Raw genomic sequence first — 16,220 nt, 5'->3', positions numbered from 1 at the left:
TGAACGATCTGCTCACCGCTTCATGGGCGTATGGGCCAGCCTCAGGATATTGGCGGCCCCGGGCGAGCCCATGGGTAGGCCGGCCAGGATCAGAACGCGGTGGCCGGGCGGGGCCAGGCCCATCTCGGTGGCCACGGAAACCGCGACCCGGGCCAGGTCTTCGGGATCGGAGATCTCGTCGACGACGCGGGACTCCACCCCCCAGGCCAGGGCCAGACGGCGGGCGGTGGTCAGGCGGGTGGTGAGCGCCAGGGTCGGCTGCAGCGGACGCTCCCGCGCCAGGCGCAGCGCCGTCTGACCGGTGGTGGTGAAGGCCACCAGACAGGCGGTGGAGGCGGCCTCGGCGGCGCGCCGGGCGGCGGCCACCAGGGCGTCGGCGTCGGCGTCTTCGACGGGATACTCCGCGCGCATCAATTCCGGCCAGCGCGGGTCGCGCTCCACCCGGGTCAGGATGCGGTCCATGATGGTCACCGCCTCAACCGGATACTGTCCGGCCGCCGTCTCCGCCGACAGCATGACCGCGTCAGCCCCCTCATAGACCGCGCCGGCCACATCGGACGCCTCGGCGCGGGTGGGTGTGGGCGAGGTGATCATGCTTTCCAGCATCTGGGTGGCGACGATCACCGGAATGCCCCGGGTGCGGGCGGCGCGCACCAGGGCCTTCTGGACCACCGGCACATCCTCGGGGTTCAGCTCGACCCCCAGGTCGCCGCGAGCCACCATGACCGCCTCGCAGAGGTCGAGGATCTCGTCGAGCGCCTCCAGGGCGGCGGGCTTCTCGATCTTGGCCAGGACCCCGGCGCGGCCCTGCACGATCTGACGCAGCTCGGCCATGTCCGAAGCCCGCTGCACGAAGGAGAGCGCCACCCAGTCGACGCCTTCCGACAGCGCGAAGTTGAGGTCCTCCAGGTCCTTGGCGGTAAGCGCCGGGATCGGGATGGCCAGGCCCGGAAGGTTCAAGCCCTTGTGGTCGGAGAGCGCCTCGCCGGCCACCACCACCGTGTCGGCGAAGTCCGGGCCGCACTTGCCCACCTTCAGCCGCACCTTGCCGTCGTCCAGCAGGATGTCGGCGCCGGGCTTCAGGGCCGCGAAGATTTCCGCGTGGGGGACGCAGACGCGACTGGCGTCGCCATCGACGGGCTGGCGGTCGAGACGGAAGTCCTGCCCCACCTTCAGCCGCACCCGGCCATCGGCGAATTCCCCCAGCCGCAGCTTGGGGCCCTGCAGGTCGGCCAGCACCGCCAGGGGCCGCCCCACCAGAGCTTCGACGGCGCGCACATTGGCGATGGTGCGGGCATGATCCTTGTGGCCACCGTGGCTGAAATTGACGCGGAACACGTCGGCGCCGGCTTCGGCGAGGGCGCGGATCTGCGCCACCTCCCGGCTGGCCGGACCCAGGGTCGCCACAATGCGGGCGCGTCGAGCGCGGATCATCTGGTCACCCTGCCAAATCGCGTTGCGTCGAACAGATCGATGCTTATCAAAAGACCACCCTGCGGTCAGGGCTCAACGAATACGGGACCATCGTGAACCGAACACATAGTTCGAGGATTCGGACCATATGACCCAGACTCTCGACCTGTTTCCCATCGGCAACTGCGCGGCCAGCGCCCTTATCGACCGTTCCGGGCGATTCGTCTGGGCCTGCACGCCCCGCGTCGACGGCGACCCAGCCTTCTGCGCCCTGTTGTCGGGGGACAAGGCGGAGGACCAGGGCTTCTGGTCGGTCGATGTCGAGGACATGGCAAGCGTCCGCCAGCACTATGTGCGCAACACCCCGATCCTGGTGACCGAGATCACCGACAAGTCCGGCGGGGTGGTGGAGATCACCGACTTCGCGCCGCGCTACCGGCAGTTCGGACGGGTCTACCGACCCATGGCCTTCGTACGGAAGGTGCGCCCGTTGAGCGGCGCGCCCCGCATCCGCATCCGAATGCGGCCAATGGTGAACTGGGGCGAGGCGCCTGCCGCCATCACCACCGGTTCCAACCACCTGCGCTATGTCGGGGGCGAGATGACCTTGCGGCTCACCACCGAGGCGCCGGTCTCCCACATCCGCGACGAGCGGCTGTTCCGGCTGGAGGAGCCCTTCTCGATGTTCCTCGGCCCCGACGAGGGGTTTGACGCCGACGTCGCAGCCACCACCGAGCGGATGCTGTCGGAGACGACGCAGTACTGGCGCGGCTGGGTGCGAACGCTGTCGGTGCCCCTGGAGTGGCAGGAGGCGGTGATCCGCGCGGCCATCACCCTGAAGCTCTGCGCCCACGAGGAAACCGGGGCCATCGTCGCGGCCCTGACCACCTCGATCCCCGAGCATGAGGGCAGCCAGCGCAACTGGGACTACCGCTATTGCTGGCTTCGGGACGCCTATTACGTGGTCCAGGCCCTGAACCGGCTGGGCGCCGCGGACCTGCTGGAAAACTACCTGGTCTATCTGCGCAACGTCATCGACTCGGCCAAGGGGGGCCACGTCCAACCGTTGTACGGCGTGGGGCTTGAGCCCTCCTTGGTGGAGCGGTTCGCCGAGCACCTGCCGGGCTATCGCGGCATGGGGCCGGTACGGGTCGGCAACCAGGCGCACGAACACCTGCAGCACGACGTCTACGGCCAGATCGTGCTTTCCACCGTCCAGGCCTTCTTCGACCAGCGGCTGTTCCGGCCCGGCACCGTGGAGGACTTCCGCGCGCTGGAGCCGGTGGGGGAACGGGCCTTCGAACTGCACGACAAGCCCGACGCCTCGCTCTGGGAGTTCCGGGGCCGGGAGAACGTCCACACCTACTCGGCGGTGATGTGCTGGGCGGCCTGCGACCGGCTGGGCAACGCAGCCCAGCAGCTGGGCCTGATGGAGCGGGCCGATTACTGGAACGACCGGGCCGCCCAGGTGCGCGAGACCATCGAGAAGGGGGCCTTCAACGAGAAGCTCGGCCGCTTCGCCGCCACCTTCGGGGGTGAAGAACTGGACGCCTCCCTGCTGCAACTCGTCGACGTGCGCTTCGTAAGCCCTGAGGACCCGCGCATGGCCACCACCATCAAGGCGGTGGAGGACGGCCTGAGGCGTGGCCCCTACATGCTCCGCTACGCCGTCCCCGACGACTTCGGCGAGCCCAAGACCGCCTTCAATATCTGCACCTTCTGGTTGATCGAAGTGCTGCACATGTCCGGCCGCAGCCAGGAGGCCCGTGACCTCTTCGAGGAAATGCTGGGACGGCGCACGGCGGCGGGCCTGCTGTCGGAGGATATCACCCTCGACGGCGCCGAACTTTGGGGCAACTACCCGCAGACCTATTCGCTGGTGGGCCTGATCAACTGCGCCAACATGCTGAGCCGCCCCTGGACCAGCGTGCGCTGAATCCTTTTGGCGAGGCCCGCGTTGGGTCCTCACAGGAGCGCCCCATGAACGACCGCCACTTCTCCGCCCGCGCCGTCACCCAAGGCCAGCAGCGCGCCTATGACGTGATGGGCCCCGATTTCGAGACCGCCGCCTTCGAGTTCGTCGACCGTTGGCATCCGCAGCCCGACGAGGACGGCGACGTCGAGGTGGTGGTCACCGACACCGAGACCGGTGAGCGCCACTGCTTCCGCATCGACCTCGGTTCGGGCGAAGCCGAAGCCTGCGGCTAGGGGTCCGAGGCCCTAGTCGTACCAGGCTCGCTCGAACCGCTCGATCAGGGCGAAGGCGCCAGCCGGGCCCCAGCTGCCGGCGGCATAGGGCTTGGGGACCATGCCACTGTCGGCCCAGGCGGCTTCGATGCCGTCGATCCAGGTCCAGGCCTGCTCCACCTCGTCGCGGCGGACGAACAGCGTGCCGTTGCCGTGCATGACGTCCAGCAGCAGCCGCTCATAGGCGATGCGGCGGCGCGCATTGGGACCGGAATAGGCGCGCCGCAGAGACAGCGACAGCGGTAGCGACTGCAGCCGCATCCCGCCCTGGGTCAGGCCAGGCGCCTGGTTCATCAGGGTCAGTTCGATATCCTCGTCCGGCTGCAGATCGATCACCAGCCGGTTGGCCACAAGGTCGGCCTTGGCGTGATCTCCGAAGATGGAGTGGGGCACCGGCTTGAACTGGATGGCGATCTGGGTGCGCCGTTCGGGCAGGCGCTTGCCGGTGCGCAGGAAGAAGGGCACCCCGGCCCAGCGCCAATTGTCGATATCGGCGCGCAGGGCGACGAAGGTTTCGGTGTTGCTGGCCTGACCGCGCTCGCTCTCGTAGCCCGCCGCGGAACCGCCGCCCACCACGCCCGGCGTATACTGGCCGCGCACGCTGATCGCCTGGACGTCGGCGCGGGTGACGGGGCGCAGAGAGCGCAGCACCTTGACCTTCTCGTTGCGCAGGGACTCCGGGGCCATGTCCGAGGGCGGTTCCATGGCCACCAGGCACAGCAGCTGCAGCATGTGATTCTGCACCATGTCGCGCAGGGCGCCGTACTCGTCGTAATAGGGCCAGCGGTCGCCCACTCCGTCGGTTTCCGCCACCGTGATCTGCACGTGATCGATGGTGAGGTTGTTCCACAGCGGCTCGAACAGGGTGTTGGCGAACCGCAGGGCGATCAGGTTCTGCACCGTCTCCTTGCCCAGATAGTGGTCGATGCGGAAGATGCTCTGTTCGGGGAAGACCTCGCCCACGGCGTCGTTGATGACCTTGGAGCTCTCGAGATCCCGGCCGATGGGCTTTTCCAGTACGATTCGAGAGGTGGGGCCCCCCAGGCCGGCCTCTCCGAGCGCCGCGCAGACAGGGGCGAAGAGGCTGGGCGACAAGGCCAGGAAGAAGATCGGGGTCTTGGCGGCCCCCATGGCCTTCTTCAGGGCGGCCACGCCGGCGGGCTTGGTGGCGTCCCCGCCCACATAGTCCATGCGGGCGGAGAACCGCTTCCAGACCTTGGCGTCCACGGCCCCGGCCCGCACCTTGATGGACTCGTGCACCTGGTCAGCGAAGGCGGCCGGCGTCATCTCCGCCCGCGCCGTGGCGATGATGCGGAAGTCGTCGGCCAGGAACCCGTCAGCGTCCAGGAAGTACAGGGACGAGAACAGCATCCTCTGGGCAAGGTCGCCCGTGCCGCCGAACAGGATGATCACGTCAGCCGTGGGAGATTGCGCCATCGCGTGACCTTTCGAGAGCCTGAGGTGCAAACCGCGCATAGCGGCGTTCGCCCCCGCAACGTCAAGCCCGCTCATTCGTTCTCCAACCTAACAAAGAGAATTGGATCGAACCGGGACCGTGGGCGTTTAGGGCCACATGTCCGGGCGACACATCTTTATGAGCTTAACCGAACTCGACCTCCGACCCGACGCTCCGCCGGCCCCGCTGGCCCTGGCGAAAGCGGCCCTGTTCCTGGATCTCGACGGCACCCTGGCCCCCATCGCCGCGCGGCCGCAGGACGTCGTCCCCGACCCACGCCGCACCGGAATTCTTGAAACCCTGATGGCCGGGCTCCAGGGCCGGCTGGCCGTGGTCAGTGGCCGCACCCTTTGCGACATCGACCGGATTCTTGAGGGGCGCGTGGTCGCCGTCGCCGCCGTGCATGGCCTGGTGCGTCGCGACGCCAATGGCGCGGTGACGGAGACGCAGCCTCACCCCGCCCAGCCAGACGCCGTGGCGGCGCTCCGCCTGTTCGCCGCAGGACACCCCGGCATGCTGGTGGAGGACAAGAACCTCTCAGCCACCCTGCACTATCGCGGCGCGCCAGAACATGCGCGGGCCGCGCGCCAGGAGGCCGAACGTATCGCCGCCCGCACAGGCCTGGCCCTGCAACCTGGCGACATGGTGGTGGAGTTGCGGACGCCGGGCCCCACAAAGGGCGACAGTGTCGAGGCGTTTCTGGCCCACGCCCCCTTCACGGGCGCGGTTCCGATCTTCCTGGGAGACGACTTCACCGACGAGGACGGTTTCGCGGCCGCCGAGCGGCTGGGGGGATACGGCGTGCTGGTCGGCCCCAGGCGTGACACCGCCGCCCGCCTGCGCCTGGACGACGTGGACGCCGCCCTGGCTTGGCTGGAGGCAGCGCGATGAGCCGGCTGATCGTCGTTTCCAACCGGGTCAATCCGCCCACCGGGAAGGGCGACGAGACCGTCGGCGGTCTGGCCATGGCTCTGTCGGCGGCGCTGCGCGAATATTCCGGCCTGTGGTTCGGCTGGAGCGGCAAGACCACCGAGACCTTCACCGGCGAACTCAATGTCGAACGCCACGATGGCGTGACCGTCGCCACCATCGACCTCGAGGAGTCCGACCTCAACGAGTACTACAACGGCTACGCCAACAAGACGCTGTGGCCGCTATTCCACTACCGCCAGGACCTGACCGCCTACGACCGGTCCTATGGCGAGGGCTATGAGCGGGTGAACCAGCGGTTCGCCGAGACCCTGGCGCCACTGATCGCGCCGGACGACCTGGTCTGGGTGCACGACTATCACCTGATCCCGCTGGCCCGCGAACTGCGCAAGTTGGGCGTGAAGAACCGGATCGGCTTCTATCTGCACATCCCCTGGCCCGCCCACCAGTTGATGGTCACCCTGCCCGGCCACCAGAAGCTGGTGCAGTCGCTGTTCGATTACGACCTGGTGGGGTTCCAGACCCCGGACTACCGCCAGGCCTTCGAGGAGTACGTGCTGACCGAGGCCAAGGGGGTGATGGTGGGGTCCGACCTGCGCGCCTTCGGCCGCACCGTGAAGGTGGGCGCCTTCCCCATCGGGGTGGACGCCGCCGAGTTCGCCGAAATGGCCAAGAGCGAGCGGGCCTGGCGCACCTACAACGTCATGATGGCCCACACCGCCTTCCGCAGCCTGATCATCGGCGTCGACCGGCTGGACTATTCAAAGGGGCTGGAGGAGCGGTTCGCCGGCTTCGAGCACTTCCTGGCGGCCAATCCAGAGGTGCGCCGCGAGGTGCTGTTCCTGCAGATCGCCCCGGTCAGCCGCGAGGGCGTTGAGGCCTATCAGGAAATCCGCGCGCGGTTGGACGCCCTGTCGGGCCGGATCAACGGCGAGTATGCCGACATCGACTGGAACCCGGTCCGCTATGTGAACAAGAACTACCGCCGCGACGAGTTGGCGGGCGTCTATCGCGCCGCCCGGGTCGGGTTGGTGACGCCGCTGCGCGACGGCATGAACCTGGTGGCCAAAGAGTTTGTGGCCGCCCAGGACCCCGACGATCCCGGGGTGCTGATCCTGTCGCGGTTCGCCGGCGCCGCCGACCAGCTGAAGCAGGCGCTGATGGTCAATCCCAACAGCCCCGAGGAGATCGCCGAGGCTCTGAAGCAGGCGCTGGCCATGGAGCTGCCTGAGCGGATCGCGCGCTGGGAACAGATGTTCGAGACCGTCACCCGCGAGGATGTCAGCGCCTGGCGCGACGCCTATGTCGGCGCCCTGTCCGGCGTGCGGGAAACCCACACTGCCCTGGCCAGCTAAGCCACCGGGCTGTCCGAGAGCCGCTGCACCACCCGCCACGAATGGACGGCGGCGGAGATGAACCCCACAAGGCCCGCGAAGGCCTGCATGGCCTTCCAGGCGGCGTCCACCAGCGGGCTGCCGAACACCTGCTCGGTGACCACGTAGAGCAGCTTGCCCACCGTGATGCGGAAGGCGGCATAGACGCTGGAATATTCGATGGAGACGTGGGCGATCCAAGCGCCGGCGATCACGCCGAGCACCGGCGCCCACAGCAGCGGCAGGGCCAGGACGAGGGCGAAGACGATCAGCACCGCCTTGGTGAGCGGCGTCTGTTTCAGCGCCAGGGCGTAGATCACGAAACCCGCCAGGATCAGCCCCAGCACCGGGAAGACCCCCGTCAGCAGTAGGTCGGCGGCAGCGATGTAGTCGATCTTCGCCAGCTTCCAGGCGATCAGCGCCGCGGCCAGGACCAGGGCGAAGGCCCCCAGCCAGACCAGGCCGTATTGCCGAAGACACCGGCGGATCAGGGTGAGGTTCAGCATGGGGCTCAGTCGGGATGGTCGGCGGCGCTGGCGGGCGCGACGTGGGGCGGGAAGGCCGCCCCGATGGGACCATACTTGGCCCGGGCCCCCTCGACCCGAGCCGTCATGTCGGCAAGCGCCTCCGGGTGCAGGGCCGCGAGGCTGTAGTTCTCCCCGGGGTCGAGCGTCATGTCGAAGAGGAGGGGATAGCGGTCCAGGGGGATGTCCATGGTCCGGTAATAGGAGCGCACCACATATTTCCAGCGGGCCGTACGCACGGCCGCCACATGGGTGTTGTCGAACAGCACGATCTGCTCGTTCGGCGAGGCCGCGCCCTGGGTCATCACGGCGCTCAGATCGGCGCCGTCCAGTTCGCGGTCGGCCGGCGGGGCGATGCCGGCCATGGCCAGCAGGGTCGGCAACAGGTCGAGGTTGCTGGAAAGCGCGTCGGTGACGACCCCGGCCGGCAGGGTCCCCGGCTGGCGGGCGATGAAGGGCACGCGGAAGCCGCCATCCCAGGCCGAGCCGCCCTTGCGGTCGCGGAACGGACCGGACGAGCCCTCGAACCAGGGCCCGTTGTCGGAGGTGAAGATCACCAGCGTGTCCTCGTCGAGGCCCAGCGCCTTCAGCCTGGCCAGCAGGCGGCCGACATTGAGGTCGATCTCCTCCACCACCTCGCCATAGGCCCCGCCCGGCGAGCCGGTGAGGTCGTCGGGATTGGGCTTCAGCGGGATGTGCGGCGCGGTCAGGGTGACCAGGGCGAAGAAGGGCCGGTCACGGTTCTCTTCGGCGAAGACCAGGGTCTGTTCGAAGAAGTTCTGGGTCAGCCGGGCGAGGTCGGTCTTGGCCTCCAGGACGGCAACATCTGCCCCGTCCCCGCCGTAGAGCGACAGCGGGCGCATGTCGTGGCTGTAGGGCAGGCCATAGAAGCGGTCGAAGCCATGGACGGTCGGCGGCCAGTGGGGCGCCACATGGCCCAGATGCCACTTGCCGATCAGGGCGGTGGCGTAGGCTTCGCCCAGGGCCTTGGGGATGGTGATCTCGCTAAGCGGCAGGCCGGTGGTGTCGGCGGGCTGGATCACTTCGTGGGCCAGACCGGAGCGGATCGCATAGCGCCCGGTGAGCAAGCCGGCCCGCGACGGCGTGCAGACATTGGCCGAGGCGTAGAAGTCGGTGAACCGCACGCCCTGCGCGGCCATCTGGTCCAGGTTCGGCGTGCGAATGAGGGTCCCGCCGTCGCAGCCGATGTCGCCATAGCCGAGGTCGTCAGCGACGATGACGATGAAATTGGGTTGACGCTTACTCACTTGGAAAGCTCCAGGGTCGGGAGGGCGGCGGCCTCCTGGGCGTCCAGGCGGGATTTGCGGAAGTGGGTGCGGACGCCACTGGCGGCGCCGAACTCCATCAGCTGGTCGGACTTCGGGTCATAGACCGGCCAACCTGCGCAGGCGGGCTTGCCGGTCTTGGCGAAGGCCACCCAGCAGCCGTGCATCAGGTCGGCCATGGCCTTGTCGTCGGGCTTGATCATGCTGAGCGGCGTGCGGCGGCCCCAGTATTCGAAGACGTACTGGATCTCCGCGGCGTGGAACGACCGCGTCACCATCGGCCGGAAGCGCGAGCCGACATAGGAAAAGTAATAGAGCCAGGCGGGTTTGCCCCCGGACGCCTTTGCGGCTGTCCAGCGGGCCGGCGCGCCGAAGGCCCGGTCGGTGAAGACCGCGCGGCCCAGAAGGTCGTCGCTCTGGGCGGCCTCTTCGGCATAGACGGCACGGACGAGTGGCGGCAGGGACGCGCCCAGGGACGCCGCGTTCTGGCCGAACTCGCTCATCAGCGAGTCTTCGCCGGAGTTGGAGCCGATGATCAGCGGCACGTCGTTGGCCCGGCCAGACGCGAAGGCCTGGGCGGGCGTCTGCTTCATCAGCCGGCCATCCACGAAGGGGCCGAAATCGCCGTCCGCCTTGGCGATGAGATCTGCAGCCGGGATGGCGCGAAGCTGGTCAACGGTGGGATCGGTGAGGCCGATCGCGGCAGCCGCCTTTACGCCGTCGGCCTCCTTGTCGGAGATCATGGTCGGACCGCCCCAGCCGCCGCCTGACTGCACCACCGCCTTGCGGTAGAGACCCTTGGACTTGCGTGTGGCCAGCAGGGCCAGCGTGCTGGCGCCGCCGGCGCTCTCGCCGAAGACCGTGACGTTACCTGGGTCGCCGCCGAAGCTCTTGATGTTGCGCTTCACCCATTCCAGCGCCGCGATCTGGTCCATCAGACCGTAGTTGCCGATCGCCTCGTCGGGCTTGGCGGCCTTGGTCAGGGCCGGGTGGGCGAAATAGCCGAGCGGGCCCAGTCGGTAGTTGATGGCCACCAGCACCACCCCGTCACGGGCGAAGTTCGAACCATCATAGATCCAGCCGGCGCCATAGCGATGCGAGCCGCCGTGCAGCCAGACCATAACCGGCGCTCTCTTGGCCCCCTTGGGCGCGAAGACGTTGAGCTGCAGGCAGTCCTCGCTCATCGGGCCATTGGCGCTGCCGAGGTTGGGAGCGCCGTCGGCGCGCATGGTCTGCGGGCAGGAGACCCCGGCCTTGGTGCCGTCCCGCTCGCCGGTCCAGGTAACGACCTTGGCCGGCTGCGCCCAGCGTAGGGGGCCTACGGGGGGCGCGGCGTAGGGGATGTTGCGATAGACCACCGCGATCGGGGTTTCGGTCCCGGCGACCACGCCGCCTTCCACCGCCGCCGTGACTGGGTCAGCCAGGGCGGGCGCGGCCAGCAGCGCAAGGATCGTGGAGAGCATGGCGAGCTTCATGGATCGTCCCCGAAATCCTGCGGCCTGAAATGCAATCGGCCATCTCTATCTGTCGGCGCGAACCATTCGCCGGGCCGGGAGCGCGGTCAAGGCCACGCTCTAGTGGAAGTCGCGGCTGTGGATCAGGCCCCCGGCCTTGCGGCCGGACGCCGCCGCAGGGCCCTCGTCGCGCAGACGGGCGGTGAGGTGGGAGAGGTCGGTGAAGCTCTTGGCCACCAGGTGGACCACGTCGCTCTCGATCTGCAGCTGGCCGTGGACCTGCAGTAGGGTCGCGGTCATCACCAGCCGGCGGTTGGCGTCGAAGGCGTCCTTCCAGATCACGATATTGGCGATGCCGCTCTCGTCCTCCAGGGTCATAAACACCACCCCCTTGGCGGTGCCCGGCCGCTGGCGGACCAGGACGATGCCCCCCACCGAGGTCCAGCGCCGGTCGCGCATGTGCTTCAGCGCCGCCGCGGGAACGGCCCCGGCCTGGGCCAGCTCGCCGCGGAAGAACTCGCAGGGGTGGGCCTTCAGGGACAGCCGCGTGGTGCGGTAGTCCTCGGTGACGTTCATCGGCAGGCTCATCAGCGGCAGTTCCACCTGCGCCTCCGGACGGCCCATGCCAGCCAGCAGCGGGGCGTCGGTCTCGACCTTGGTCTCCCCCAGCAAGCCCTTTACCGCCCATAGGGCCTGGCGGCGGGTGAGGCCCATCCCGGCGAAGGCGTCGGCCTCGGCCAGCAGCTCCATGGCCCGGCGCGACAGGCCGCGCGCGAAGGCCTCGAGCGTGCGCACGCCCGCCGCGCGCATCTTCACCAGGCTTTCCCCGTCGGCCTCCTTGAACCCCTTGATCTGCCGCAGGCCCAGGCGCATGGCCCGCAGGCGCTGGCCCTCCACCGGCTCCAGGGTGCAGTCCCAGTCGCTGGCCAGGACGTCGGGGGGCCGCACCTCCACCCCATGCTCGCGGGCGTCGCGCACCAGCTGGGCCGGCTGGTAGAAGCCCATGGGCTGGCTGTTGAGCAGGGACGCGCAGAAGGCGTCGGGCCATTTCCACTTCACCCAGGCCGAGGCGTAGACCAGCAGGGCGAAGCTGATGGCATGGCTCTCCGGGAAGCCATAGGAGCCGAAGCCGCGGATCTGCTTGAAGCAGTTCTCGGCGAACGCCCGCTCATAGCCCTTGCGGGTCATGCCCTCGACGAACAGGCCCTCATAGTCCTCCAGGTGGCCGTAGTTGCGGAAGGTGGCCATGGCCCGACGCAGGCCGTCGGCCTGTTCCGGCGTGAACTCCGCCCCCTCGATGGCGATGCGCATGGCCTGCTCCTGGAAGAGGGGCACCCCCATGGTCTTGCTGAGGATGCTGCGCAGCTCGTCGGGATCGTAGGGCGGCGAGGGCGAGGGGAAGGTGATGGGCTCGATCCCTGAGCGGCGCTTCAGATAGGGGTGGACCATGTCCCCCTGGATGGGACCGGGCCGCACGATCGCCACCTCCACCACCAGGTCATAGAAGCGGCGGGGCTTCAGCCGGGGCAGCATCGACATCTGGGCCCGGCTCTCCACCTGGAAGACCCCGACGGAGTCGGCCTTGCAGAGCATGTCGTAGACCTCGGGGACCTCCTGGGGGATGTCGGCGATGTCGGTGATGGGAGACCCGTCATCGCGGGGTGGCAGCATCTTGAAGCTGCGCTGCAGGGCGGTCAGCATGCCCAGCGCCAGGATATCGACCTTCATCAGCTTCAGGGCGTCGATGTCGTCCTTGTCCCACTCGATGAAGGTGCGGTCCTTCATGGCCGCGTTGCCGATGGGCACGGTCTCGTCCAGGCGGCGCTTGGTGAGCACATAGCCCCCGACGTGCTGCGACAGGTGGCGGGGGAAGGTCAGCAGTTCCTGGCCGAGCGCCGTGGCCCGGCGGATTTCCGGATTGTCGGGGTCCAGGCCCGCCTGGCGGATGTGCTCGTCGGGGACCATCTCGCCCCAGCTACCCCAGACGGTGCCCGACAGGGCGGCGGTGACGTCTTCGGTCAGGCCCAGGGCCTTGCCCACCTGGCGGATGGCCATGCGGGGACGGTAGTGGATGACCGTGGCGACGATGGCCGCGCGTTCTCGAGTGTAGCGGCGATAGACGTACTGCATCACCTCCTCGCGGCGCTCGTGCTCGAAGTCGACGTCGATGTCGGGCGGCTCGTTGCGGTTCCTGGAGATGAACCGGGAGAACAGCAGGTCCTGGTCAGCCTTGGTGGGATCCACCGAGGTGATCCCCAGGCAGAAGCAGACGCAGGAATTGGCCGCCGAGCCACGGCCCTGGCAGAGGATGTCCTGGCTGCGGGCCCAGGCGACGATGTCATGGACGGTCAGGAAATAGTTCGGGTAGTCCAACTCCTCGATCAGATCGAGCTCGTGCTGGATCGTTCGCCGCTCCTTCTCTCCCATGCCACCGGCGAACCGCCACTCGGCGCCCGCCCAGGCCAGATCGCGCAGGTGCTGGATAGCGGTCTTGCCGGGGGGCACGGGCTCGTCGGGGTATTCGTACTTGAGCTGGCCGAGGTCGAACTGGATGCGCGCGGCGATCTCGACGCTGCGCTCCACCGCGCCCGGGAACCGGGCGAACAGGCGGGCCATCTCCTCGGGGCTTTTGAGGTGGCGCTCGGCATTGGCCTCCAGACGAAGTCCGGCCTCGTGGATGGCGCAGGTCTCGCGAATGCAGGTGACGACGTCCTGCAGGGCCCGGCGTTCGGGGCCGTGGTAGAGGACGTCATTGGTGGCGACCATGGGCGCGCTGCTGGCCTGCGCCAGGGCGGCCAGCTTCGACAGGCGATGCAGGTCCCGCGCGCCATAGGGCCGCGAGGCCGCCAGCCAGACCGAACCTCGCAGGGCCTCGGCGATCCGGTTGAGGTCGGCTTCGAAGGCCGCATCCGGGTGTGGCGGCGGGACCACGAGGGTCAGCTGGCCCTCCGCGTGCTGGAGGTAGTCCTCCCAGTGCAGCTCGCACTCGCCCTTGATCGAGCGGCGCTGACCCGCGGTGAGCAGGCGGGTCAGGCGGCCATAGGCCTCGCGGTCGCTGGGGTAGCAGAGCAAGGACGGCGTCCCGTCGGCGAAGTCCAGGCGGCAGCCGGTGAAGGCCTTGATGCCGGGCGCCCTGCCCATGTCCTGCACGGCCGACCAGGCGCGGACCACGCCGGCCAGACTGTTGCGGTCGACGATGCCGACAGCGGTCAGGCCCAAGGCCTTGGCGGTCTGCACCAGCTCGTGCGGATGCGAGGCGCCGCGCAGGAAGGAGAAGTTGGTGGTGACCTGGAGCTCGGCGTAGCGGGTCATGCGAACAGCCCGTGCAGCCACCACCTGGCCTCCACGCCCGGCGCATAGATGCCGGCCCGGAACAGCCAGAAGCGCCCGCCGGCCTCGTCCTCCACCCGGTAGTAGTCGCGGATGTGATAGGTGCGCGCCTCGTCGATCTCGCCGCGCCACCATTCTTCGCCGATCCGCTCCGGACCCTCGGCGCGGCGCACCCGGTGCATCTGGCCGCGCCAGCGGAACTGCACCGGCGGGTCGTCGGGGATCGGGGCCATCACCAGCTCCAGGGGCTCGGGTCGGCTGAACAGGCGCAGGGGCCGGGGCCGCTCCGGATCCCAGCCGGCGACCGGTGGAGCCAGGGGCGGACCGGGGGCGGCGGACTGTTCGGGGACGTGGCTCGCCACGGGCTGGGCCTTCCAGACCCGGTCCTCGCCCAGGCGATTGGTGAGGCGGTCGATCAGCGGGGCGAGGCCCTCGGCGCCGCCCGCCTCCAGCAGGCTGTCCAGCCGCGCCTGCCGGCCCGAGAGCGGCGCCACCTCGGCGGCTTCCAGGGTCACCACCTCCACCCCGAAGCCGGGGTCGATGGTCTCGATCTTGGGGGCGAACAGCTTGGCGATCCGGACCGGGTCACGGGCCGCCAGGGCCAGGCCGACATTGAGGGGAGCCACCCGGCCATCGACCCGGTGGAAGCAGAGTTCGAAGCGCCGCGCCCCCTGGCCCTCCTTTTCCAATCGCGCGCAGAGCTGGAGGCCGACGTCGTAGGCGACGCGGGCCATGTCCTCCGGCGCGCTGATCGGCTCGGCGAAGGCCAGTCGGGAGAACCAGGGATTGGCGGGTCGGCGATAGGTGAGCGCCTCCTTGGATCGCCCCAGGGCCTGGTCGATGCGGGTTAGGGTCTCCATCCCGAACCGGCGGGCCAGGGGCGCGCGGGGGATGTCGAAGAGCTGGGCCAGGACCTTCAGCCCCAGGCGGTCGATCTGGGCGGCGGTCTCCGGCTCCAGCCGCAGGGCCGCCGGCGGCAGGGGCGCCAGCAGGGCGATCTGCCGGCCTGGTGGGGCGATGGCGCCGTCCTCGCCGTAATGGGCCAGCGCCCAGGCCGCGCCCGGGGTGTCGGCGATGGCGATGCGGAAGGCCAGGCCATTGGCGGTCAGCCGGACCTGGAAATCCGCCAGCAAAGCCGCCTCCCCGCCCCACAGGTGGGCCACACCGCTGATGTCGAGGAACAGGCCGTCGGGTTCGTCGGCGGCGACGGCCGGCGAGAACCGCACGCACCAGTCGACGAGGGCCTCCAGGGCCAGGGCGTCGGCTTCCGGCTCGGCCTCGGCGGTGATCAGTTCCGGCGCGATGGCCGCCGCATCGGTGGCCTTCTGGCCCACATAGAGGCCCAGCTTGCGGCCCGCCCGGTCCACGGCGGACAGGCGTCGGGCGCCCTTGACGGACTCGATGAGCGCGAAGGGGCTAGGCGGTTCGGCGGAGGGGTTGCGCCGGCGCCAGTTGGAGATCGCCCAGAGGGGCGACCAGGCGCAGAGGATGCGTGCCATCAGAAGCCTCATAGGTGTAGGCGTCGCTCGCCTCGAACAGCCAGGCGCCGGTGCGGCCGCCGCGGCAGCGTTCCAGGGTCACCGCCCAGCGCGGAGGACCCAGGCCAAACTCCCCCGGTCCCGGCTCGCTGGCGGCGGGGGTGACCCGCCAGCGGCTGGCCGCGGCCGAGCCGCTGGCCGCCTTGGACTTGCCGCCGTAGGGCTGGCGGCGAATCACGAAGCCGGTGGCCCCACGCTTCTCGCAGGCCAACTGCAGGCGTCGGCCGGCGGTGAGACTGACGGCTTCCACCTCGGCGAAGACGGCGGTGACGCCGGGGGTGGCCAGGGCGTCCTCGGCTACGGCCAGGGCCTCGTCCTCGTCGCGGGCGCAGACCTGGATCAGCCGCTCGGCGGGAAAGCCCAGCCCCACCAGGCCCGGCGCGAAGAGGTCGTCGCGGCGTAGGATCCATACCGCCTCGCCGCGCTTGGCGAGCGGCGCTGCCACCAGGGCGGCGAAGGCGGCGGGACAGGCGGCGGTCTCGGCCTCCATCCCCTGCGCCCCGAACTCGTGCCAGCAGCCGAGCGGCAGGCCGTCGCCCAGGAAGCAGCTATCGATGCGGGGATCGCCGAAGGGCAGGGATTCAGAGTCCGCCCGTCCGCCCGCCTCGAGGGTGGCGATCTTCGCCTTGAGAGCGGCGAGCCGCTCATCGCGAAAACCGGACATGGCTT

The 16,220-nt window shown here is 69.2% G+C and carries 12 protein-coding genes; 4 read left to right on the top strand and 8 right to left on the bottom strand.

What is annotated here, in order from left to right:
- Positions 1-12: 12 nt before the first annotated feature.
- Positions 13-1,434 (bottom strand): pyruvate kinase, encoded by a 1,422-nt coding sequence (gene pyk, locus Q7J39_RS15830; protein WP_304827199.1) that lies wholly within the window; start codon positions 1,432-1,434, stop codon positions 13-15.
- Between the two features lie 127 nt (positions 1,435-1,561).
- Here pyk and Q7J39_RS15825 point away from each other — a divergent pair, with 127 nt between their 5' ends.
- Positions 1,562-3,349 (top strand): glycoside hydrolase family 15 protein, encoded by a 1,788-nt coding sequence (locus Q7J39_RS15825; protein ID WP_304827196.1) that lies wholly within the window; start codon positions 1,562-1,564, stop codon positions 3,347-3,349.
- Positions 3,350-3,393: 44 nt separating this feature from the next.
- Complete coding sequence (locus tag Q7J39_RS15820; protein ID WP_304827193.1) at positions 3,394-3,621, top strand: DUF5961 family protein; 228 nt, start codon at positions 3,394-3,396, stop codon at positions 3,619-3,621.
- Between the two features lie 12 nt (positions 3,622-3,633).
- Here the strand turns inward: Q7J39_RS15820 and zwf are convergent, their stop codons facing one another.
- On the bottom strand, positions 3,634-5,097 hold the full coding sequence (gene zwf / locus Q7J39_RS15815) for a glucose-6-phosphate dehydrogenase (protein WP_304827191.1): 1,464 nt from the start codon (positions 5,095-5,097) through the stop codon (positions 3,634-3,636).
- 157 nt (positions 5,098-5,254) lie between these two features.
- Here zwf and otsB point away from each other — a divergent pair, with 157 nt between their 5' ends.
- A complete protein-coding gene (gene otsB, locus Q7J39_RS15810; RefSeq protein WP_304827189.1) occupies positions 5,255-6,007 on the top strand; it encodes a trehalose-phosphatase in 753 nt (250 codons plus the stop codon).
- Positions 6,004-7,401, top strand: a complete 1,398-nt coding sequence (gene otsA / locus Q7J39_RS15805) for an alpha,alpha-trehalose-phosphate synthase (UDP-forming) (RefSeq protein WP_304827186.1) — start codon at positions 6,004-6,006, stop codon at positions 7,399-7,401. The genes otsB and otsA overlap by 4 nt, the downstream gene beginning before the upstream one ends.
- Here the strand turns inward: otsA and Q7J39_RS15800 are convergent.
- From Q7J39_RS15800 to Q7J39_RS15775, 6 genes are all read right to left on the bottom strand, one after another.
- Entirely contained in the window at positions 7,398-7,925 is a 528-nt protein-coding gene (locus Q7J39_RS15800; protein ID WP_304827183.1) for a hypothetical protein, read from the bottom strand. The two genes, otsA and Q7J39_RS15800, sit on opposite strands and share 4 nt — an antisense overlap.
- A 5-nt stretch (positions 7,926-7,930) precedes the next feature.
- Entirely contained in the window at positions 7,931-9,211 is a 1,281-nt protein-coding gene (locus tag Q7J39_RS15795; RefSeq protein ID WP_304827179.1) for a sulfatase, read from the bottom strand.
- Positions 9,208-10,704 (bottom strand): carboxylesterase/lipase family protein, encoded by a 1,497-nt coding sequence (locus Q7J39_RS15790; RefSeq protein ID WP_304827176.1) that lies wholly within the window; start codon positions 10,702-10,704, stop codon positions 9,208-9,210. The genes Q7J39_RS15795 and Q7J39_RS15790 overlap by 4 nt, the downstream gene beginning before the upstream one ends.
- Before the next feature lie 99 nt (positions 10,705-10,803).
- Entirely contained in the window at positions 10,804-13,995 is a 3,192-nt protein-coding gene (locus tag Q7J39_RS15785) for an error-prone DNA polymerase (RefSeq protein WP_304827173.1), read from the bottom strand.
- A complete protein-coding gene (locus Q7J39_RS15780) occupies positions 13,992-15,512 on the bottom strand; it encodes a DUF6504 family protein (RefSeq protein ID WP_304827170.1) in 1,521 nt (506 codons plus the stop codon). The genes Q7J39_RS15785 and Q7J39_RS15780 overlap by 4 nt, the downstream gene beginning before the upstream one ends.
- Positions 15,430-16,215 (bottom strand): ImuA family protein, encoded by a 786-nt coding sequence (locus tag Q7J39_RS15775; RefSeq protein WP_304827631.1) that lies wholly within the window; start codon positions 16,213-16,215, stop codon positions 15,430-15,432. The genes Q7J39_RS15780 and Q7J39_RS15775 overlap by 83 nt, the downstream gene beginning before the upstream one ends.
- Positions 16,216-16,220 lie beyond the last annotated feature (5 nt).

The sequence above is a fragment of the Phenylobacterium sp. genome (assembly GCF_030651185.1).
Lineage (GTDB): Bacteria > Pseudomonadota > Alphaproteobacteria > Caulobacterales > Caulobacteraceae > Phenylobacterium.
Note: the sequence above shows the minus strand (reverse complement) of the source record. Positions and strands in the feature narration are given on the sequence as shown.